The sequence below is a fragment of the Thalassobaculum salexigens DSM 19539 genome, from assembly GCF_000423805.1.
Taxonomy (GTDB): Bacteria; Pseudomonadota; Alphaproteobacteria; order Thalassobaculales; family Thalassobaculaceae; genus Thalassobaculum; species Thalassobaculum litoreum.
In genome coordinates this window covers 698,737-718,966 of sequence record NZ_KE384093.1, presented here as the reverse complement: position 1 = coordinate 718,966, position 20,230 = coordinate 698,737, and the positions used below count along the sequence as shown (strand labels likewise).

Genomic DNA, 20,230 nt, shown 5'->3' with positions numbered 1-20,230 from the left:
TCATCCCGGTGAGCTCCGGGCCTGACCCGGAGGTCGGCCGGGACCCAGCCGCACAAACCCTTGGTCCCGGCCCAAGCCCGGGTCGAGCCCGGTCGTGTCCGGGATGACGGTGAACGCGCAACAGAACGGGGTCCTAGCCCCGGACCCCGCTCATGATCACGTGGCCGGCCTTCATCCAGTGCAGATCGACGCCGGTGAACCCCGCCGCCCGCAGCCAGTCCAGCAGGTCCGTCACGCTCGACGGTTTGTCCATCGGGTCCGGCCCCGGCAGGCGGTAGTAGTTCCAGTCCTCGGCCACGAACCGCTCGTAGCCGCCCAGCGTGCCGTCGGTGTCCGGCGCCCGGCGGCGGGTCTCGGCGTCCCAGGCATCGCCGGCGATCCTGCGACCCGCCGCCGTCACGGGCTCGACCAGATCGGCCATGACGAACACGCCGCCGGGCTTCAGCGCGGCATGGATGTCGGCGAAGAGCCGCTGCTTGCCCGGCCCGTCCAGATGGTGGATCGCCAGCGACGAAACGACCGTGTGCAGCGGCTCGGGAGGCGTTCGCCAGGCCGTGTCGGCGATGTCGATGAGTGCCGTGTCCAGCCGCTCCGCGTCCCTGCCGGCCGCCGCCCGCATGGTTTCCAGCATGCTTTGCGACCCGTCCAGCGCCAGCACCCGCAGGGTCGGAAACCGTTCCAGCATCGCCGCCGTCAGCCCACCCGCCCCACAGCAGATATCCATCGCCAGGGCCGCACCATCGGGCTGCGGGATCAGGGAGAGGATCGTCTCCACCTGCAGCTCGCGCTCCGGCACGGCGTAGTGGGCGAGGTCGCGGAAGGCGGCGCTGGTGTCTTCAGTCCAGACGGGATCGGACATGTCGGTCTCCGGTGCTGGGTTCCGGCCCAATCCCGGATCAAGTCCGGGTTTGGCCGGGATGACGAAATTTGAACCGAAGGGTGAGCGCCCGCCAGGGGCTAAATCCGGCCGTCGTAGCTCTTGCGATCGATGCGGCAGGCGCAGACGGTGAAGGTGTCAGCCTTCAGACCCTCGCTCACTGCCGTCCCCAGGCTTTCCCGATCCTCGCAGACCACGCCGCGGCCGCCGAGCACCCTCGCCAGAGCGGCGAAGTCGGTCTCGGGGAAGTCCACCCCGGCATTGGCATAGGTCATCGCGCGCTGCTTCAGCTCGATCAGCGCCAGGGACGCATCCACGAAGACCACGACCACCACCGGCACCTTGGCGTCACGCAGGGTGACCAGCTCGCCCAGGATCATCTCCAGCCCGGCATCGCCGGTGAAGGCGACCACCCCACGATCGGGTGCCGCCATCTTCGCGCCGATGGCCAGCGGCAGGGCGCAGCCCATGGTGCACAGCCCCGTGGATTGCAGCACCGCATGCGGCACGAAGCTCTCCCAGACCTGGCTCGCCAGGATGCGGTGGGCGCCGCTGTCCACGGTGATCACGCCGTCGCGCGGCAGCGCCTTGCGCACGGTGGTCACGATGGCGGCAGGACCCCAGGCCTCGTTCTGGCCATAGGCGCCGGCCAGGGCCTGACGGGCCGCCGCCGGCTCTCCCCCCGGCCAGCGGGTCGGCTTCGCCGTCACACGGTCGCCGATTACCGACAGGGTCTTGCCCACATGGCCGACGAAGGCGAGGGAGGCCTGGTGCATATAGGCGGTGTTGGGCGCCGCGGTGATGTCGATCACCCGCTGTTGTGTCGGGTCCCAGACATCGCGCCAGCCGACCCGCATCTCGATCGGATCGTAGCCGGCCAGCAGGATCAGATCGGCCTGCTTCAGCAGCGGCAGGATCTGCTTGTCCGCGACCGGGGAGAGCCCGGCCCCGCCCAGCGACAGCGGGCTGTCGTCCGGCACCACGCCCTTGGCCTTGTAGGTCGCGACCGTCGGGATGGCGAACCGTTCGGCGAAAGCCCGAACCTCGTCGGCGCAACCCTGGGTCACCACGTCGAGGCCGACGACCATCACCGGCTTCTCCGCCTCGGCCAGCCACGCGCAGGCGGTCTCGAGGTCGGGGCCTGCCGCGGGCACGGCGGCCATGTCCGGCACCCGGCGGATCGGCCGCGCAGGGACGGGCACCTCGGCGGCGGCGACGGCGATCGGCAGATCCAGATGCACCGGGCCGGGACGCTGGTCCAGGGCGATGGCCACCGCCTTGTCGGCCAGGGCGTCGATCGCGCCGGCGCTGACCCGGAAGCTCGCCTTGGTGATCGGGCGGAAGATCTGCTGGTGGTCGAAGACCTGGTGGTTGTAGGTGACCGCCTCGTCCTCGTCGACGCAGCCGGTGATGACGATCAGCGGCACCCGGTCCTGCTCGGCATTGGCGGCGACGTTGACCGCGTTCGCCGCCCCCGGACCCACGGTGCAGACCAGAATGCCGGGCGCGCCGGTCATGTGGTGCACGCCCTCGGCCATGAAGCCGGCCGCGTTCTCGTGCTTGGCGAGGCGGAACTCGATGCCCGCCTTCTCCAGCGCGTCGACGATGGTCAGCACTTCGCCGCCGGGGATGCCGAAGGCGTAGCGGCAACCGGCTTCGTACAGGCGCCGCGCGAGCAGGTCGGCGGCGCGCACCATCTCGGTCATGGGAGTCCTCGGCTGTATGGCGGCGGCTGTATGGCGGCGGCTATATGGCGGCGTTTATTCGGCGGCCTGGATGCGGGCGGCCTGCTCGGCCTCGGCCAGCTTGTGGTGTCCGTCGCGGGTCTGCGGCAGCTTGCGCTCCAGCAGGCGCGAGGCGACCACCGTGCGCAGGATCTGGGCCGTGCCGCCGCCGATGGTGAACATCCGGGCGTCGCGCTGGATCCGCTCCATCGGGTAGTTGCGGGAATAGCCGCGCGCGCCGAACACCTGCAGGGCGTCGGTCGTCACCTTGATCGCCATCTCCGAGGCGAAGATCTTCGACTGGGCCGCCGCCAGACTATCCGGAAACGGGCTGCCGTTGGTGCCCTCGGTCGCCGCCGCCCGCCAGATCAGGGCACGGGCCGCCTCCACCTGCACGCTCATGTCGGCCAGCATCCATTGCAGGCCCTGGAACTCGGCGATCGGCCGGCCGAACTGCTCGCGCTCCTTGGAGAAGGTCAGCGCCCGGCGATAGGCGCCCTCGGCCAGCCCCAGCGCCACCGTGCCGGCGCCGACTCGCTGGGCGTTATAGGCGTTCATCAGGTCGGCGAAGCCGCGCTTCAGCCCGCTCGGCGGCATCACCAGCCGGTCGGCGGAGAGTTCCAGATTCTGGAACAGCACTTCGGTCTCGGGAATGCCGCGCAGGCCCATGGTCGGCTCGCGGGTGCCGATGACCAGCCCCTTGTCCTCGTCGCGGAAGGCGATGAACCCGCCGATGCCGAGTTCCTCGCCGCTCTCGTCGAACACCCGGGCGAAGATCAGGTGCAGCTTCGACACCCCGCCGCCGGTGATCCAGTGTTTCTTGCCGTTCAGGACGTAGGTGTCGCCCTTCCGGTCGGCGCGGGTCGTCATCTGGGTGGCGGCGGAGCCGGCATCGGGCTCGGTGATGCAGATCGCCAGCTTGTCGCCGGACAGCACATGCTCGGCGGCGATCCTGCGCTGCCACTCGCTGCCGTACTGGAGGAGCGCGGAGATCGCGCCCATGTTGCCTTCCACGACGATGCGGCCGGTGACGCCGCATTGGGCCGCCATCTCCTCGATGACCAGCACCACGTCGAGGAAGCTGTGGCCCGCGCCGCCCAGTTCCTTCGGCACGGTCATGCCCATGAAGCCGGCCTCGGTCAGCGCCTTCACGTTGTCCCAGGGATACTGCTCGCTGCGGTCGACCTCGGCGGCGCGCGGCGCGATCACGGTCTCGGCCAGATCGCGGGCCTTGGCGCGCAACTCTTCCTGGGCGGCGGTCAGGGCAAAGCTCATGGATTTCCTCCCTCACGAAAGCGTGAGCTATCCTCGCGCCGCACCCGACTTCAAACAAGCGAATAATCTTGATCATCTTCTTCAGTTATCCTTACTTTATGCCATGAACATCCGGCATCTCGAGACCCTGCTCGCCATCGCCGACAGCGGCAGTTTTGCCGCCGCCGCCGAGCGGGTCGGCGTGACCCAGTCGGCCGTCTCCATGCAGATGAAGACCTTGGAGGAGGAGCTGGGGGCCGCCCTGTTCGACCGGGCGCGGCGGCCGCCGGTGCTGAACGACACCGCCGACGGGCTGCTGTCCCGGGTGCGCGAGCTGGTACGGCTGTCGGAGGATATCCGCGCGGTCGCGGCGGGGACGAGCGCGCGGGGCCGGCTGAGGCTGGGGATCATCCCGACGGCGGCGACCGGGCTGGTGCCGGCGGCCCTGGCCCGGCTGGCGGTGCGGGCACCGGAGCTGCGCATCCGGGTGGAATCGGGCCTGTCCGCCGACCTGCTGCGCCGGGTGGCTCAGGGCGCGCTGGACGCCGCCGTGGTGACCGAGACACCGCGGCTGGAGCGCGGACTGGTGCTGAACCCGATCCACGAGGAGCCGCTGGTGGTCGCCGCCCCGATCGGGGCCGCTGGGCGCACCGACCGGGACCTGCTGCGCACCCTCCCCTTCGTGCGCTTCAACCGGCGCACGGGGGTCGGCCGGGTGATCGACACGGCGTTACGCCAGCGCCGGATCGTGGTGTCGGAGGCGATGGAGCTGGACTCGATCGAGGCGATCCTGGCGATGGTCTCGCGCGGCCTCGGCGTGGCGGTGGCCCCGGCGGAGTCGGTGACCGAGGAACTGCGCGAGACGGTGCGCACGGTGCCGTTCGGCAATCCGGCGGTCGTGCGCCGGGTCGCCCTGGTCGAACGCGAGCGCGGCGACGTGACCGCGGCGACGGCGCTGCTGCTGGAGGAGCTACGGGCGGGAGGCTAGCTCCGCATCTCCCCCCGTCATCCTGATGGCAATCAGGATCTGCGGTGCACCGGCGCCGGCAGCTTGGTCCTGACCTTCGTCAGGACGACGGGAGGGGTTGAGGAATAGGACGGCCGAAAACCAAACCCGTCATCCCGGACGGCCCCGGACTTGATCCGGGGACGGGCCGGGACCCAGCATACGCGTCCACATCAGGATCCCGGCCCAAGCCCGGATCGGGTCCGGGCTTGTCCGGGATGACGATGCTGAGTTGACGGCGCTACCGCAGGCTTAGAACAGCCCCTCGATCTGACCCTCGGCGTTCAGGGTGATCTTGTTCGCCGCCGGGACGCGCGGCAGGCCCGGCATGGTCATGATCTCGCCGCAGACCGCGACCACGAACTCCGCCCCGTTCGACAGCCGCACCTCGCGCACCGGCAGGGTGTGGCCGGTCGGCGCGCCCTTGGCGTTCGGGTCGGTGGAGAAGCTGTACTGGGTCTTGGCGATGCAGACCGGGTAGGAACCGCCGCCGTTCTTCTCGATATCGGCAATGGCGGTGGACGCCTTGCCCTCGAACACCACGTCGTCGGCCCGGTAGACCTCCTTGGCGATGGTGCGGATCTTGTCCTTCAGGCCGAGTTCGTCGCCGTAGAGCGGCTTGAACGCCGCCGTGCCGCCCTCGACCAGACCGACCACGTGATGGGCGAGCGCCTCGGTGCCGGCCGAGCCGTCGGCCCAGTGGGTGCACTCGATGGCCTCCACGCCCAGACTCTCCAGCTCCTTGCGCACCGCCTCGATCTCGGCGTCGGTGTCGGTGATGAAGCGGTTCAGGGCGACCGCCACCGGCACGCCGAATTTCTGTGTGTTCTCCACGTGGCGGGCGATGTTGGACACGCCCTTGCGCACCGCCTCGAGGTTCTCGTGGCCGAGATCCTCCTTGGCCACCCCGCCATGCATCTTCAGCGCCCGCACCGTGCCGACGACGACGGCGGCCGCCGGCGACAGGCCGGCCTTGCGGCACTTGATGTCGAAGAACTTCTCCGCCCCCAGATCGGCGCCGAACCCGGCCTCGGTCACCACGTAATCGGCGAGCTTCAGCGCGGTCTGGGTCGCCATCACCGAGTTGCAGCCATGGGCGATGTTGGCGAACGGGCCGCCATGGATGAAGGCCGGGTTGTTCTCCAGCGTCTGCACCAGGTTCGGCGACAGCGCGTCCTTCAGCAGCACGGTCATCGCGCCGTCGGCCTCGAGCTGGCGGGCGAAGATCTGGTCGCGGTCGCGGGTCTGGCCGACCACGATCTGGCCGAGCCGGCGCTTCAGGTCGTCCAGCGAGGTCGACAGGCACAGGATCGCCATGATCTCCGAGGCGACGACGATGTCGAACCCGTCCTCGCGCGGGAAGCCGTTGGCCACCCCGCCGAGCGAGTTGACGATCGAGCGCAGGGCGCGGTCGTTCATGTCGAGCGCGCGGCGCCAGCCGATGCGCCGCGGGTCGAGCCCGACCGCGTTGCCCCAATAGACGTGGTTGTCGATCAGCGCCGCCAGCAGGTTGTTGGCCGCGGCGATGGCGTGGAAATCGCCGGTGAAGTGGAGGTTGATGTCCTCCATCGGAACCACCTGGGCATAGCCGCCTCCGGCCGCCCCGCCCTTGACCCCGAAGCAGGGACCGAGCGACGGCTCGCGCAGGCACATGGCGGCCTTCTTGCCGATCCGGTTCAGCGCGTCGCCGAGGCCGACGGTGGTGGTGGTCTTGCCCTCGCCGGCGGCCGTCGGGTTGATGCCGGTGACCAGGATCAGCTTGCCGTCGGGGTTGGAGGCCAGGCTCTCGATATAGCCGAGATCGATCTTCGCCTTGGTATGGCCGTAGGGCATGAGGTGCTCGGGCGCGATGCCGAGCTTGGCGCCGATCTCCATGATCGGCTGCATCTTGGCCTCGCGGGCGATCTCGATATCGGACTTCACCATGGCCGGCCCCTCCCTTCGGGCGATCCCCATCGGCGGTTTCGATGGGTTGATTGACGCTACGCGCCGGAGACTAGCGGCAACGGCCGGGGATGTGGTTGCCGAATTGCGACACTCATGGGCTTAGGGACGCCGTGTCGCGAAACGGGGTTCGCCGCTACACTACCGCCCATGCCGCTCGAACACGCCCATGACCCCGCCTCCATCCGCCGCCGCATCGCCGGGCGGCCGGACGCGATGTATCTGCGCGACTGGATCTATGGCGGGATCGACGGGGCCGTCACCACCTTCGCCATCGTTGCCGGCGTGGCCGGAGCCGAGCTGTCGGTCGGAGTCATCCTGATCCTCGGTTTCGCCAACCTGATCGCCGACGGGTTCTCGATGGCCGCCGCCAACTACTCCGGCACCAAGGCCGAGAAGGACGACGCCGCCCGGGTGCTCGCCATGGAGCACCGGCACATCGCCGCCGAACCGGACGGCGAGCGCGAAGAGATCCGGCAGATCTTCGCCGCCAAGGGGTTCGAGGGCCGCGCCCTGGAGCGCGCCGTCGACACCATCACCGCCGACGAGGAGCGCTGGGCCAAGACCATGCTGGTCGAGGAGCACCACCTGGCTCCCGTCACCCGCTCGCCCTGGACGGCGGCGTGGGTGACGTTCTCCGCCTTCGTGGTCTGCGGACTGGTGCCGCTGATCCCGTACATGGCCGGCGGCGGACTCGCGGTGTCGACGGCGGTGACGGCGGCGGTGTTCTTCGCCATCGGCTCGGCCAAGGCGCGCTGGTCCCTGGCCCCCTGGTGGCGCTCGGGTGCGGAGACCCTGGCCATCGGCCTCGCCGCCGCCGGGATAGCCTATGCGGTCGGCCATCTGCTGCGCGGGCTGGTCGGCGACGCCGGCCTCTAAGGCCAGCCTCCATTCTCCGAGGCCCGTCTCTAAGGCTGTCGGGACCGGGGCAGGAAGGCCGCCATATGGAAGGCCTGCTGCTCCGGGCCATAGGCGTAGTCCCGGCCCACCGGGCAGGCATGGCGGGCCAGGCAGCCGCCGTCTCGACAGGCCGCTCCGTCGGGGCCGCCGGCATGGCCGCGGCAGGCGTCTACGTCGTAGCCGGACGCGTCGAACGCGCCGACCGGACAGGCCGACAGGCACGGCCGCCCGACACAGGTCTCGCAGGGACCGGCCGCCGTCGGCGGCTCGGGCAGCCCGATCGCGGTCGGGAACAGCAGCGCCGCGCGATAGGCGTGCCAGAGCCCGTACGCGGGATGGATCAGCAGGCCCAGCGGCGCGGGATGCACCGGCTCGGCGCGCATCGCCCATTGCTGGAACGGATGATAGGGCGGCCCGTCATCCGGCATCGCAACCCGGGCGCCGACGCGGCGCGCCACCGGCTCCAGCGCGCGGCGCACCCAGGCATCCAGCGGATCCGGCTCGGTCCGACGCCCCGCCGCGAAGGCCGGCCAGAATGCGGGTCCCGCGTTGCCGACCAGCACCAAGGTCGCGACGCCATCCAGGCCGTCCTCGGGCCGAACGGCGAAGCCGCCGCGCGCGATCAGGCCGAGCGCGGACAGCTCTGCGGCGAGATCGGCATAGGACGACACGATCATTCCCGGACGCCCTCCCCGACGGCAACTCTCTTGCCAGGATCCGACCAAGGCGCGGGAGCCGGCCGGCCTCGCGCGACCGTCTCCCGGCGGCCGAAGCATGATCGCACTTGCTCTCGGCCGCTGTAAGTGTATACGGCGTTAACCCTTTTTCGGGACCTGAGACGATTTTGTGAATGCGTGGGATCCGGGAATCGCAGTAGTCTGCGCCCGACACCTGATGCTCACGCACCCGGGCCGTCAAAGCGTCCAATGAGGCTAGCTGGGAGTGCAGTCTCGCGATGTTTGATGATCCAAACGAAATTCCGACGCGCATCGGGTTTCTGCTCGTCAACAATTTCTCGATGATGGCCTTCGCCTCGGCGGTGGAGCCGCTGCGCTCGGCCAACCGGATGGCGAACGAGACCCTCTACGAGTGGCGGGTGTACAGCGTCGACGGCAGGCCGGTCTCCGCCAGCAACGGCATCGAGGTGGTGCCCGACGGGCCGATGGCACAGCTCGACCGCGAGAAGGTGGTCGCCGTGGTCGCCGGCATCGACGTGCAGAAATTCGAGGACGAACGGGTGCTGGGCTTCCTGCGCCGCGCCTCGCGCCAGGGCCGGGCGGTGGGCGCGCTGTGTACCGGCAGCCACGTGCTGGCCAAGGCCGGGCTGCTGGACGACCGGCGCTGCACGATCCACTGGGAGAACCTGGGCGGCTTCACCGAGGAGTTCCCGGAGATCGAGGTCTCCTCCGACCTGTACGAGATCGACCGCGACCGCTTCACCTGCTCCGGCGGCACCGCGTCGCTGGACATGATGCTGCACCTGATCGGCCGGCAGCACGGCCAGACCCTGGCCAACCAGGTGTCCGAGCAGTTCATCCACGACCGCATCCGCGAGCCGCACGACCACCAGCGCATGGAACTGCGCGCCCGGATCGGCGTCAGCCACCCCAAGCTGATCTCGGTGATCAGCGAGATGGAAGCCAACCTGGAGGAACCGCTGACCCAGACCGATCTGGCCGAGCGGGCGGGCCTGTCCACCCGGCAGCTGGAGCGGCTGTTCCGCAAGTATCTGAATGCCACGCCGACCCGCTATTACCTGACCCTGCGCCTGCAGCGGGCGCGGCAGCTGCTGACCCAGACGTCGATGTCGATCCTGTCGGTGGCGCTGGCCTGCGGCTTCGTGTCGGCCAGCCACTTCTCCAAGTGCTACCGCGAATGCTTCGGCCGCACGCCGCGGGCGGAGCGGGCGATCGGCGGGGTGACCGGCAGCGCCCGGATCGCGCTGATGGCCGACGAACTGCCGGTGCTGGCCGGACAGGCCTGAGCCGAGACACTTCCGAGTGACAGCCCGGCGGCAAATCGACTAGGGTCCGCCTCGATTTTCAGGACATCTCACGGGCCCCTGCCGACGCAGGGGCCCTTTTATGCTTTGGTCGATCGGGCGGGGGGACGGGTTCATGGGCGCGCAAGGGCTGGCGGCCGGGCTGGATTTCGGCACGTCGAATTCCGCGATCGGATTCGTGCGCGACGGCGCGCCGGTGCTGCACCGCTTCGAGGACGGCCGCACCCTGGTCCCCAGCGCCCTGTTCTACAGCGAGGACGAACGCGCCCTGCTGTTCGGTACCCAGGCGGAAGCCTGCTTCCTGGCCGAGGATGACGGCCGCTATCTGCGGGCGCTGAAGAGCATCCTGGGCACCAGCCTGACGGAGGAGCGCACCATCCTCGGGGGTCGCCCCTGGCCGTTCCGCCAGCTTCTGCTGCGCTTCGTGGCCTTCCTGAAGGCGGATGTGGAACGCCGGGAGGGCGCCTCCCTCACCACCCTGGTCGCCGGTCGGCCGGTACGGTTCAACGACGACCCCGAGCGCGACGCCGAGGCCGAGGCCTATCTGCACGGGATCTTCCGGGATGCCGGCTTCTCCCGGGTGCGGTTCGTCTACGAGCCGGTCGCCGCGATGATCGACGCGGGCGACCTGATGGAGGATCCAAGGCTGGTGATGGTCGCCGATATCGGCGGCGGGACCTCGGACTTCTCGGTCGCGCGCTGGCATCCGGGCGGTACCGGCAGCGGCGAGAACCGGTTCGAGATCCTGGCGAATTTCGGCGTGCGCATCGGCGGCACGGATCTCGACCGGCGAATCTCCCTGGACACGGCGATGCCGCTGCTCGGACTGGGCTCGCAGACCCGCAGCCTGACGTCGAAGGAGATCCTGCCGGTGCCCGCGTCGTATTTCAGCGACCTGGCGACCTGGCACAAGATCCACCTGTTCTACTCGGCCAAGAACCGCAGCGAGATCGTCGATATCCAGCGCCTGGCGCTGGAGCCGGAGAAGATTGACCGGCTGCTGCATGTGATGGATCGCCGGCTCGGCCACCGGCTGGCGGCACGGGTGGAGGCGCTGAAGATCCGCCTGGGCTCCGGCGGGGAGACCACCTTGGCCCTGCCGGATCTGGACGGTGCGCCCGCGCCGGTGGTCGACGAAAGTCGGCTGCGCCACGCCATCCGCCACGAGCTGGAGAGCCTGCGCCATGCGGTGACGCATACGCTGGAGCTTGCCGGCGTGGACGCGCGCGACATCGACCACATGGTTCTGACGGGAGGCACCACGCTGCTCCCGGTCGTGCGCGACACCCTGGCGGCCGGGGTTCCGGGGGCCAAGCTGGTGTCGTCGGATCCGTTCTGCGGCGTGGTGAACGGGCTGGCGAAGGCGGCTGCGGTCAAATAGCCGATCGTCGTCCTGAACTTGATTCAGGACCGAGCTGCTGACGTTCGGGTCCCGGCCCGTCCCCGGATCAGGTCCGGGGTCGTCCGGGATGACGAGTAGAGCTATGATTTAACTAAATAAAACACCGTCATCCCGGCGACCTCCGGGCTCGACCCGGAGATCGGCCGGGACCCAGTCCCCAACGCCGTATACCGGGTCCCGGCCCCCAGCCCCGGATCAGGTCCGGGGCTCTCCGGGATGACGGGAGAGGGATGAGCGTGAGGGCGGTCGCTACCCTCCAAACCCGAACCGCTCGACCTGGATGAAATCCGCCCCCTTGCGCGGCTGCTTGAACAGCGCCACCGCGTCCACCCGGAACGGCTCGGCGGTGACCGCCTCGGCGCGCGGGGTCAGGGCGGCGACCATCGCGTCGCGCTCCGGACCGTCCGGCAGGCGGGCCGACAGGGTCATGTGGAAGCGGAACTCGCCCATCACATAGGGATACCCCCACTGCTGCAGCAGGGTCTCCTGCTGGGCCGACAGGCCGGCCGTCCGCCGCCGCGCCAGCTCCGAGTCGCCGGGCAGGGCCCGAAACGGGTCCAGATCGCGCACGGCATCGGCGGCCAATGCGCTAATCCGGTGGTCCGGCGGCGTCATCATCAGCGCCAGGAACCCGCCGAGCGAGCGCAGCCCGAGCTGTACCTCGAACGGCTCACGCCCCTTGGCGAAGTCGGCAAACGCGGCGAGCAGCTCGTCTTCGCTGCGTCCCTCGCGGAGGTAGAAGGGCGGCTTGATGGTGGCGTGAAAGCCGTAGCCGCGCGCGCTCTCGGTCAGTTCCGCCAGCCGGTCCGCGCTCAGCCCCTGGACGGCCGGCTGAACCCGGCGCTCGCCGGTCGCGCAGTCCCGCCCCAGCCAGTCGGCCCCGAACTCCGCCAGCGGCGATCCCGGCTCCGGCGCCACATACAGGGCATAGCGCGGCGCCGCAGGGTCCGGTTCGTCTGTTGCGCCGCCAGGAAAGCTGGGGAACTCGACCATTGTGACACTCCGGTGAAATTCACTCTGGCATATGGCGCGAACCGGCCCGAAACGGGTATCTAGAAGCACCAGCCTCTCGGCGCGCCGGTTATGCCATGCGTGCCCCCACAGGAGAAGACGGCGATGAAAAGAGGGATCGCGAGCCGGCGCGTGCTGCTGGCCGACGGCACGGTCGCGGATACGGTGGTCACGATCGAGGACGGGGCGATCTCCGCCATCGGCGCCGAAAGTTCCGGCAATGTCTGGGACGCGGGCGACGCCTGGGTGCTGCCGGGGGTCATCGATCTGCACGGCGACGCCTTCGAGCGCCAGATCATGCCGCGGCCGGGCGTGCATTTCCCGATGGACCTCGCCCTGCAGGATACCGACGCGCAGATGCTGGCGAACGGTATCTCCACCGCCTATCACGGCGTCACCTATTCCTGGGAGCCGGGTCTGCGCGGTCGGGAGTCGACCCTGAAGGTCAAGGCGGCGATCGAAGCGGCCAAGCCGCGTCTCGGCTGCGACACCCGCTTCCACCTGCGCCACGAGACCCACAACCTCGCCGCCGAGAAGGAAGTGCTGGACTGGCTGGCCGACGGCACGGTGGACCTGCTGGCCTTCAACGACCACAGCCATGTGAGCCTGCGCGAGATCGAGCAGAACGGGAAGTCGACCGCCACCTATGTCGGCCGCACCGGCCTCAGCCACGACCAGTTCATGGACCTGCTGCGCGAGGTCTGCGGCCGCCAGCCGGACGTGCCGGCCTCCATCGAGCGGCTGTCGAAGGCGGCGCTGGACAACGGCGTGGCGCTGGCCAGCCATGACGACGACGATCCGGATCTGCGGAGCTGGTACCACGGCCTGGGCTGCCGCATCGCCGAGTTCCCGATGAACACGCCGACGGCGGAGAAGGCGGTGGCGCTGGGCGATCCGGTGATCTGCGGCGCGCCGAACATCATCCGCGGCGGCAGCCATATGGGGACGCGCGGCGTGCGGGCGGCGACCGAGGTGAAGGAAGGACGCTGCACCATCCTGGTGTCCGACTACTACTATCCGGCGCTGGTGCAGGCGCCGTTCCGGCTGGTGCAGGACGGCGACTGCGATTTCGCGACGGCCTGGGGACTGGTCTCCACCAACCCGGCAAGGGCGGCGGGGCTGGACGACCGGGGCACGGTGACAGCGGGCAAGCGCGCGGATCTTGTAGTGCTCGACCAGCGCAACGGCGTGCCGGCGAAGGTCCTGGCCACGGTGGTTGAAGGACGAGACGCGTATCGGACGACGGCGTAGGAACCCTTTACTCTCCCAACTCTCCGTCATCCCGGTTCATCCCCGGGCTCGACCCGGGGTGAGACCGGGACCGACCGGGATGACGAATAGAGAAGCTATTCCGCCGCCGTCTGACGAGGACGCTCCACCGGACGCGGTGCCTCGCCCGAGGCCTTGGCCGCTTCCTCTTCTGCCTCGAGTTCGGCCGCTTCCTGGTCGTGCTCGAACAGGCTCGCGAGATGGGCGGCGGCTTCCTTCTGGGTGCGGATCATCTCCGCCTCGTCGCGATGGATGGCGTATTGCTCGCGCAGGAGCTGCTCGTCGTATTCCTTGAAGCGCTTCACCATCTGGTCGGCCTTGCGGCCCGGAACGCCGAGTTCGCGGAACACCCGACCGGCCATGTCGAGGCTGCTGTCGAAATACTCGCGCACCACCTGGTCGACCCCGAGTTCCATCAGCCGGTAGACGTGGAACCGGTCATGGGCGCGGGCGAAGAGCTTCAGGTTCGGGAAATGCATGCCGGCGACGCGCGCCACCGAATCCGCACGCTCCGGATCGTCCACCGCGATCACCAGCAGTTTGGCCCGCCCCGCCCCGGCGGCTTCCAGAATCTGCAGGCGCGAGGCGTCGCCGAAATACGCGTCGTTGCCGAAGCGCCGGGCGATGGCGATGCGATCGTGGTCGCTGTCCAGCGCCACGAACTTGATCCGGCGCATGTTCAGCATGCGGCCGATCATCTGACCGAAGCGGCCGAAGCCGGCGATGATCACCTGGGCGTCGTGATCCTCCATTTCCTCCGTCGTCGCGGGGCCGGCCACCTTGCGGGAGAACCGGTTTCGCGCCGCATCGGCGAGCTGGACGGCGAAGGGCGTCATCGCCATGGAGATCGCCACCACCAGGATCAGGAAATCGGCGGTCGAGCGATCCACCGCGCCGACATTGATCGCCTCGCCGAACAGCACGAAGGCGAACTCGCCGCCCTGGGGCAGCACGGCGGCCAGCGCCAGGGCCGCCTCCCATTTCATCCGCACCGCCCGGGCCAGGACGAAGATCGCCAGCCCCTTGACCGCGACCAGGCCGAGTGCGGCGCCGAAGGTCTTGAGCGGCGCGTCGAAGAAATGCGCCAGGTCGATCGACATGCCGACGGCAATGAAGAACAGGCCGAGCAGCAGCCCCTTGAACGGCTCGATATCCGCTTCCAGCCGGTGCCGATACTCGCTGTCGGCAAGCAGCACGCCGGCGAGGAACGCGCCGAGCGCCATGGACAGGCCGATCCGCTCCATCGCCAGCGCCATGCCGAGCACCACCAGCAGGGCGGCGGCGGTGAACAGTTCCTGCACCCCCGTGCTGGACACCACCCGCAGCAGCGGCCGCAGCACCTTGCGGCCGACCACGATGATCAGCGCGACAGTGACGATGGAATAGGCGATGGAAAGATAGTCGGTATCCGCCAGCACCGCCTCGGTCGCCCCCTCCTCCACCAGCCCCGGCGCCTGGGCGATCCAGGGCAGGACCGCCAGGAGCGGGATCACCGCCATGTCCTGGAACAGCAGGATGGAAAAGGCGGCGCGGCCCTGCTGGGTGCGCAGCTCGCCCCGGTCGGCGAGGGTCTGCACGGCGAAGGCTGTGGACGACAGGGCCAGCACGAGCCCGATGACGATCGCCGTCTGCACGCCGAATCCAAGCGCATAGGAGCCGAGGCCGATGAGCGCCGCGCTGATCGCCACCTGGGCGGTGCCCAGTCCGAAGATCGGCCGCCGCAGGGCCCAGAGACGGGCCGGCATGAGCTCCAACCCGATGATGAACAGGAGCAGCACCACACCGAACTCGGCGAAGTGCAGAATCGCATCGACGTCGTCGATCAATCCCAGCACCGACGGGCCAATCGCAATCCCCGCGCCGAGATATCCCAGCAGGGCGCCGAGGCCGGCCTTACGGAACACGGGCACGGCGATGACCGCCGCCGTCAGAAAGACCACCGTGTCCTGGATGCCGGCCATGCGCGTTCCCGTTCAATCGTCGGTGTCGGGCCGAATTGATGCCCGGTCGGATTAGTTTAACATGGATGGGCCTTGGCGCGGTGAGAGACCCGCGAGTGGGAGTGCTGCAGCGGCGCTTGCGGCTTTTTCCGTGCCTCGCGTATCGTGCGCGCCCACACAATCATCAAACATCGCAATGCTATTGGGGGATGCGTCATGAGCGCCACGATCTTTGGGCCGAGAATCATGCTGATCGGCGGCGGGTCGATCGGCCGGGTCGGCGAAGTGCTGGCGAAGCTGCAGGTCAGCCGGCCGCTGATCGTCACCGACCCGTTCATGGTCTCCTCCGGCATGATCGCGCAGCTCACCGACCCGCTGTCCAAGGCGGGCATCGCCTATGACGTGTTCTCCGACACCGTGCCCGACCCGACCACCACGGTGGTGTCGGCCGGCACCGAGCGGCTGCGCTCCGGGGGGTTCGACGGGCTGATCGGCTTCGGCGGCGGCTCGCCGATGGACACCGCCAAGGCGATGAACATCCTGGCCGCCCATGGCGGGCAGATGCGCGACTACAAGGTGCCGAACGGCGTCGATACCGCCGCCGTGCCGCTGCTCTGCATCCCGACCACCGCCGGCACCGGCTCGGAGGTCACCCGCGGCACGGTGATCACCGATGTGGAAACCGACGAGAAGATGCTGGTCATGTGCCTGGCCGGCCAGGCGGACGCGGCCATCGTCGACTTCGAGCTGACCATGAAGAAGCCGTTCCGCCTGACCGCGGATACCGGCATCGACAGCTTCACCCACGCCCTGGAGGCCTTCGTCAGCCAGAAGCGGAACCCGTATTCCGACAGCATGGCGATCGCCGCCATGCAGCGGATCGGCGCCAACCTGAAGACCGCCTGCTTCGAGCCGGACAACCGCGCGGCGCGCGAGCAGATGATGCTGGGGGCGACCCAGGCGGGCCTGGCCTTCTCCAACGCCTCGGTCGCCCTGGTGCATGGTATGAGCCGGCCGATCGGCGCGCATTTCCATGTGCCGCACGGCCTGTCCAACGCCATGCTGCTGCCGGCGGTGACCAAGTTCTCGCTGGAGGCGGCCCTCGACCGCTACGCCCAGGCGGGCCGTCTGATCGGGGCGGCCGACGCCAAGGACAGCGACGAGAATGCCGCCAACAAGCTGTTGGACTGGCTGTACCAGACCAACGAGGATCTGCAGGTCCCCACGCCGCCGGCCTATGGCATCGAGGAGGCGAAGTGGACCGGGCTGATGGAGACCATGGCGTCCCAGTGCATCGCGTCCGGCTCCCACGCCAACAACCCGCGCATCCCGGAGCACGGCGAGATCGTCGAGCTGTACAAGCAGGTCTGGGCCGCCAATCGCTAAACTTCAGGGGGAGAGGGCGGCGGCCCTCTCCCACCTCAGCCCTTGCGGCGGATGCCGATCTTGCGGCCGATACCGTCGAGCTCGCCCGCCGCCCGATGCTGGGCGTGCAGCGCCTCGACCTTGGCCAGGGCCTCCGCCGGCATCGGCGCCGAGCGCTTGGCCGTCAGGTCCATATGCATGCACATCAGCTCGTTGGTCGCCGCCAGGAAGCCTTCCTCGGCATGGTACATGTGATGGATCAGGTGGAAGCGTTTGGCGTCGTGGTCGACGATCCGCGAGCGGAATGCCAGCGGCGCGCCCTCGCCCACTTCCCGGTCATAGGTCACATGCGCCTCGAGAACGAAGATCGACGCGTCCTTGGCCCGACGGTAGGATTCGCCGATCCCCAGATGAACGCACACTTCCTCGGTCGCGATATCGAACGCGACCAGGTAGTAGCCGACATTCATGTGGCCATTGTAGTCGATCCAATCCGGGCGCACCTTGGCCGCCCCCGAGTCGAACCATCCCGCGTCGTTCATGCCTTGCTCCAATAGTCCCGTTTCGAAGATCCGTCTGAGCGGCGGATCATGACCGCGCTTGCCTGGATGGGCAAACACGCGACGGCCCTGCTGGCCGCCGGCGTGTTCGTCGGCCTCGCCCTGCCGGACCTCGCCACGATGGCGCGGCCGCTGCTGGTGCCTTCGATCGTCGTGATGCTGGTGTTCTCGCTGCTGCGCCTGCAGCCCGCCGCCATCGTCGAGGCCGCCCGGTCTCCCGGCCGGGTGCTGCCGGTGGTCGGATTCGTGCTGCTGGTGTCGCCGGCGATCGGCTGGGCCGGGGTCTCGGCGTTCGACCTGGAAGGCATGTTCGGCATCGGCGTGGCGGTCGCAGTCGTGGTGTGGACGGCCTCGCCGCCGCTGGTCTCGGTCACCGCGCTGGCGACGATCCTGCGCCTGGACGGTGCGCTGTCGCTGATGGTCATGACCCTGGGCGGGCTGCTGATGCCGCTGACCCTGCCGCCGCTGATCCTCGGTCTGATCGGGGTCGAACTGCATATCGGGGTGGGCGAGCTGATGCTGCGGCTGACCGGCATGCTGGCCCTGGCCGGCTGCATCGCCGCCGTGATCCGCGCGGTCGCCGGCCGCGCCCGCATCCAGCGCTATTCCGACGCCCTCGACGGCGCCTTCGTCCTGGTCATGCTGGTCTTCGCGGTGGCGGTCATGGACGGCGTGACCCAGGCGGCGATCGCCGACCCGGTCAAGGTCGCCGGGATGATCGCCCTGGTGTTCGCCGTCAGCCTCATCCTGCAGGGACTCGGCTTTCTGCTGTTCCTCCCGGCCGGACGCCGGACCGCGACGACGGTGGCGCTGATCGCGGGCAACCGGAACATGGCGATCGTGCTGGGCGCCGCGCCTGCGGCATTTCATCCGGACGCCTTCCTGTATCTGGCCGTCCTGCAGTTTCCGATCTATCTGCTGCCGGCCCTCCTGCGGCCGGTCTATCGCCGGCTTTCCACCTGACGGAATCGCGCCCTCGCGGGCGGCTTGCGGTTGGAGGGGACGGCAAAATCGGCGATACTGTTGGCTCGTGACCCTGGCACGCATTTCCGGTTCCGACCGTGATCCCGCGTCAGCCCGGCGCAGGCGTTTCAGCAGCGACGACGCTCAACAACAGGGACATCGGACGGTGAGAGCTATCAACAGTGCCCGCAGACGCGGGAACCTGGGCGCTCTCCGTCGCCGATTGGTGCTGTTCGCGCTCACGCTGTTCGCGGCGGGCGTGAGCTACATCTTCACGATCGACAGCAACATCAACTTCCAGCACATGGCGGCGCTGACGGTCGGGTTGATCGGCTTGATCGTGATCGCCATCGACTGGTGGATCGGGCGCGACATCAAGCGCGCCGGCGGCGTTCAGGCGATGCGCTCCGGCGGCATGCTGTCCACCGGACCCGGCGCCTCCGCCGGCCGGCTCTGGGCCCAGGGCGAGGGGTTCCGGCTCAGCGGCCTCGCCGACGACGCCCGCAAGAACTTCAACGAGGCGTCCAATCTGTTCCGCGAGGTCAAGGACCGGGCCGGAGAGATCCTGGTCAAACTGAGCCAGGCGGATCTGGCCGCCGAGACCGGCGAATACGAGACCGCCGAAGGCCACTACAGAGCCGCCGAGACCGGCGCCAAGGACCTCAAGGACGTGCGCAGCGAGGGCCGGGCGCTTGTCGGCCTCGCCTCCATGAACCTGCAGCGGCGCAGCTACGAGGCCGCCCGTCAGCAGTTCGAGGACGCACGCCGGGCCTTCTCCGCCGATATCGACCGGTTCGGCGAGGCCGGTGCCCTCATGGGGTTGGGCGAGGCCTGCATAAGACTGTCGAAGAACGAGGAAGGCGGCAGCCATCTGGACCAGGCCCGATTCCTGTTCAGCCAGGTCGGGGACCGGATCGGCGAGGCCCACGCGCTCTATTCCCGAGGCGAAGTGTTCCGCCAGGAGCGCAACATGGCCGAGGCGCAGAACCGTTTCGAGCGCGCGCTCGCCCTGTACCGGCGCACCGGCGATTACGTGGGCGAAGGCATGGTGCGGCTCTGTCTCTCCGACGCCTACCGACGGATGCAGCGCGGCAACGACGCCCGCGAGACCGCCCTGGAAGCCTGCCTGCGCTTCAAACAGGCCGGCCGCCGCGTCGGCAACAGCGAGCTGATCGCCGGCCGGGGCGATACCCGGCGCGCCCGAATCCGCTTCGAATGGGCCCGCAGCAACGGCACCTCCGCGCGCAACCTGTTCGTGGAAACCGGCGAGCGGGACAACGAAAGCCGCATCATGATCGGCCTGGGCGAGATGGAGCGCATGGCCGGGAACCTGGAAGACGCCCGCAACCTGTTCGACCGGGTGATCGCCCAGTCGAAGAGTTCCAACGACCTTCTGATCCTCGCCGACGCCCAGAAGGGACGCGGGCATGTCGATATCGCCCGCGATCAGAAGCGGTCCGCCCGCGAGGTCCTGAAGGAAGCCTACGGCCACTACCAGAATGCCGGCGGCGCCCGCGACGCGGCCCAGGCGCTGATGGACATCGGCCAGTTGGACATGCTGATGGAGAACTTCGACCGGGCCCGGGTCGATTACGCCCAGGTGCGCGGCATGTACCACAAGCTCAACGACCCCCATGGCGAGGGCACGGCCGTGCGGGCGATCGGCGATCTTGAGGCCGCCCAGGGACGCCTTCAGCAGGCGCAGGAGGCCTATGCCGAGGCCCGCATCCTGTTCCAGAGCGTCGGCGACCGGCTGGCCGAGGCCGACGCCGCGCTGCAGATCGGGCTGCTGGCCGTCAACCGGGACAACGCCACCGCCGCGGCACTTTTGGTGCAGGCCGGGCGACTTTATCGAGCGGTGGGTGCAGTGGAATGGCAGCGCAAAGCGCACGGCCTTGCACGTCGAGTGAGGTAACCCACAAATACTTGCGGAAAACGCGACATTTCTGCAACACCCCCGCCTAAGCCTTGGCGCTGCCCTGCCGCAGACTGGCAAACGAAATCACCTTGTGA

16 protein-coding genes are annotated in these 20,230 nt (G+C 68.9%); 8 read left to right on the top strand and 8 right to left on the bottom strand.

Annotated features, from left to right (window positions below):
* Window positions 1-133: 133 nt before the first annotated feature.
* The 3 genes from G578_RS25280 to acdA all read right to left on the bottom strand — a co-directional run bounded on the left by G578_RS25280 (window position 134) and on the right by acdA (window position 3,876).
* Complete coding sequence (locus G578_RS25280) at window positions 134-859, bottom strand: class I SAM-dependent methyltransferase (RefSeq protein WP_051244266.1); 726 nt, start codon at window positions 857-859, stop codon at window positions 134-136.
* Between the two features lie 98 nt (window positions 860-957).
* Window positions 958-2,583, bottom strand: coding sequence for a thiamine pyrophosphate-binding protein (locus tag G578_RS0107665; RefSeq protein ID WP_028793736.1), 1,626 nt, complete (start codon window positions 2,581-2,583; stop codon window positions 958-960).
* Between the two features lie 54 nt (window positions 2,584-2,637).
* Window positions 2,638-3,876 carry a 3-sulfinopropanoyl-CoA desulfinase gene (acdA, locus tag G578_RS0107660; protein WP_028793735.1) on the bottom strand — a complete coding sequence of 413 codons (1,239 nt, stop codon included), beginning with the start codon at window positions 3,874-3,876 and terminating at the stop codon, window positions 2,638-2,640.
* Between the two features lie 103 nt (window positions 3,877-3,979).
* On the opposite strand from acdA, the gene G578_RS0107655 reads away from it, so the two are divergent.
* Complete coding sequence (locus G578_RS0107655; protein ID WP_028793734.1) at window positions 3,980-4,843, top strand: LysR family transcriptional regulator; 864 nt, start codon at window positions 3,980-3,982, stop codon at window positions 4,841-4,843.
* Between the two features lie 270 nt (window positions 4,844-5,113).
* Here G578_RS0107655 and G578_RS0107650 read toward each other — a convergent pair whose 3' ends face one another.
* Window positions 5,114-6,787: a formate--tetrahydrofolate ligase gene (locus G578_RS0107650; protein ID WP_038013859.1), complete on the bottom strand. Its 1,674-nt coding sequence runs from the start codon at window positions 6,785-6,787 to the stop codon at window positions 5,114-5,116.
* Window positions 6,788-6,955: 168 nt separating this feature from the next.
* Between G578_RS0107650 and G578_RS0107645 the strand changes: the two genes are divergently transcribed.
* On the top strand, window positions 6,956-7,684 hold the full coding sequence (locus G578_RS0107645; protein ID WP_028793732.1) for a VIT1/CCC1 transporter family protein: 729 nt from the start codon (window positions 6,956-6,958) through the stop codon (window positions 7,682-7,684).
* Window positions 7,685-7,713: 29 nt separating this feature from the next.
* Here G578_RS0107645 and G578_RS0107640 read toward each other — a convergent pair whose 3' ends face one another.
* Window positions 7,714-8,382 carry a hypothetical protein gene (locus G578_RS0107640; protein ID WP_028793731.1) on the bottom strand — a complete coding sequence of 223 codons (669 nt, stop codon included), beginning with the start codon at window positions 8,380-8,382 and terminating at the stop codon, window positions 7,714-7,716.
* 278 nt (window positions 8,383-8,660) lie between these two features.
* Between G578_RS0107640 and G578_RS25275 the strand changes: the two genes are divergently transcribed.
* Window positions 8,661-9,689 (top strand): GlxA family transcriptional regulator, encoded by a 1,029-nt coding sequence (locus G578_RS25275; RefSeq protein ID WP_051244263.1) that lies wholly within the window; start codon window positions 8,661-8,663, stop codon window positions 9,687-9,689.
* A gap of 133 nt (window positions 9,690-9,822) precedes the next feature.
* The gene (locus tag G578_RS25270; RefSeq protein WP_038013855.1) at window positions 9,823-11,088 is read left to right on the top strand and encodes an Hsp70 family protein; all 1,266 of its coding nucleotides are present in this window, start codon (window positions 9,823-9,825) and stop codon (window positions 11,086-11,088) included.
* Window positions 11,089-11,358: 270 nt separating this feature from the next.
* On the opposite strand, the gene G578_RS0107625 is transcribed toward G578_RS25270, so the two are convergent.
* A complete protein-coding gene (locus tag G578_RS0107625; protein ID WP_051244260.1) occupies window positions 11,359-12,102 on the bottom strand; it encodes a DUF1045 domain-containing protein in 744 nt (247 codons plus the stop codon).
* A gap of 123 nt (window positions 12,103-12,225) precedes the next feature.
* Between G578_RS0107625 and G578_RS25265 the strand changes: the two genes are divergently transcribed.
* The gene (locus G578_RS25265; protein WP_038013853.1) at window positions 12,226-13,371 is read left to right on the top strand and encodes an alpha-D-ribose 1-methylphosphonate 5-triphosphate diphosphatase; all 1,146 of its coding nucleotides are present in this window, start codon (window positions 12,226-12,228) and stop codon (window positions 13,369-13,371) included.
* Window positions 13,372-13,466: 95 nt separating this feature from the next.
* Here G578_RS25265 and G578_RS25260 read toward each other — a convergent pair whose 3' ends face one another.
* Window positions 13,467-15,350 (bottom strand): monovalent cation:proton antiporter-2 (CPA2) family protein, encoded by a 1,884-nt coding sequence (locus tag G578_RS25260; RefSeq protein ID WP_051244257.1) that lies wholly within the window; start codon window positions 15,348-15,350, stop codon window positions 13,467-13,469.
* A gap of 195 nt (window positions 15,351-15,545) precedes the next feature.
* Here G578_RS25260 and G578_RS0107610 point away from each other — a divergent pair, with 195 nt between their 5' ends.
* The gene (locus G578_RS0107610; protein WP_028793729.1) at window positions 15,546-16,715 is read left to right on the top strand and encodes an iron-containing alcohol dehydrogenase; all 1,170 of its coding nucleotides are present in this window, start codon (window positions 15,546-15,548) and stop codon (window positions 16,713-16,715) included.
* 35 nt (window positions 16,716-16,750) lie between these two features.
* Here the strand turns inward: G578_RS0107610 and G578_RS0107605 are convergent, their stop codons facing one another.
* Complete coding sequence (locus G578_RS0107605) at window positions 16,751-17,236, bottom strand: thioesterase family protein (RefSeq protein ID WP_038013850.1); 486 nt, start codon at window positions 17,234-17,236, stop codon at window positions 16,751-16,753.
* Between the two features lie 48 nt (window positions 17,237-17,284).
* Between G578_RS0107605 and G578_RS0107600 the strand changes: the two genes are divergently transcribed.
* A complete protein-coding gene (locus tag G578_RS0107600; RefSeq protein WP_028793727.1) occupies window positions 17,285-18,217 on the top strand; it encodes a hypothetical protein in 933 nt (310 codons plus the stop codon).
* A 226-nt stretch (window positions 18,218-18,443) separates the two neighbouring features.
* On the top strand, window positions 18,444-20,132 hold the full coding sequence (locus G578_RS0107595; protein WP_139189093.1) for a tetratricopeptide repeat protein: 1,689 nt from the start codon (window positions 18,444-18,446) through the stop codon (window positions 20,130-20,132).
* Window positions 20,133-20,230: the final 98 nt, after the last annotated feature.